1 protein-coding gene and 1 pseudogene are annotated in these 1049 nt (G+C 55.0%); one reads left to right on the forward strand and one right to left on the reverse strand.

Annotated features, from left to right (window positions below; all coding sequences use genetic code 11):
• Positions 1 to 643 precede the first annotated feature (643 nt).
• Positions 644 to 835, reverse strand: a complete 192-nt coding sequence (locus SB749_RS18620; protein ID WP_000165985.1) for a Rop family plasmid primer RNA-binding protein — start codon at positions 833 to 835, stop codon at positions 644 to 646.
• 31 nt (positions 836 to 866) lie between these two features.
• Here SB749_RS18620 and SB749_RS18625 point away from each other — a divergent pair.
• Positions 867 to 1049 (forward strand): annotated as a pseudogene (locus tag SB749_RS18625) (hypothetical protein); the annotation flags it as partial.

Raw genomic sequence — 1049 nt, forward strand, 5'->3', positions numbered from 1 at the left:
GAGATACCTACAGCGTGAGCTATGAGAAAGCGCCACGCTTCCCGAAGGGAGAAAGGCGGACAGGTATCCGGTAAGCGGCAGGGTCGGAACAGGAGAGCGCACGAGGGAGCTTCCAGGGGGAAACGCCTGGTATCTTTATAGTCCTGTCGGGTTTCGCCACCTCTGACTTGAGCGTCGATTTTTGTGATGCTCGTCAGGGGGGCGGAGCCTATGGAAAAACGCCAGCAACGCGGCCTTTTTACGGTTCCTGGCCTTTTGCTGGCCTTTTGCTCACATGTTCTTTCCTGCGTTATCCCCTGATTCTGTGGATAACCGTATTACCGCCTTTGAGTGAGCTGATACCGCTCGCCGCAGCCGAACGACCGAGCGCAGCGAGTCAGTGAGCGAGGAAGCGGAAGAGCGCCTGATGCGGTATTTTCTCCTTACGCATCTGTGCGGTATTTCACACCGCAATGGTGCACTCTCAGTACAATCTGCTCTGATGCCGCATAGTTAAGCCAGTATACACTCCGCTATCGCTACGTGACTGGGTCATGGCTGCGCCCCGACACCCGCCAACACCCGCTGACGCGCCCTGACGGGCTTGTCTGCTCCCGGCATCCGCTTACAGACAAGCTGTGACCGTCTCCGGGAGCTGCATGTGTCAGAGGTTTTCACCGTCATCACCGAAACGCGCGAGGCAGCTGCGGTAAAGCTCATCAGCGTGGTCGTGAAGCGATTCACAGATGTCTGCCTGTTCATCCGCGTCCAGCTCGTTGAGTTTCTCCAGAAGCGTTAATGTCTGGCTTCTGATAAAGCGGGCCATGTTAAGGGCGGTTTTTTCCTGTTTGGTCACTGATGCCTCCGTGTAAGGGGGATTTCTGTTCATGGGGGTAATGATACCGATGAAACGAGAGAGGATGCTCACGATACGGGTTACTGATGATGAACATGCCCGGTTACTGGAACGTTGTGAGGGTAAACAACTGGCGGTATGGATGCGGCGGGACCAGAGAAAAATCACTCAGGGTCAATGCCAGCGCTTCGTTAATAAAGATGTAGGTGTTCCA

The sequence above is a fragment of the Brevibacterium sp. SIMBA_078 genome, assembly GCF_046534565.1.
Lineage (GTDB): Bacteria > Actinomycetota > Actinomycetes > Actinomycetales > Brevibacteriaceae > Brevibacterium.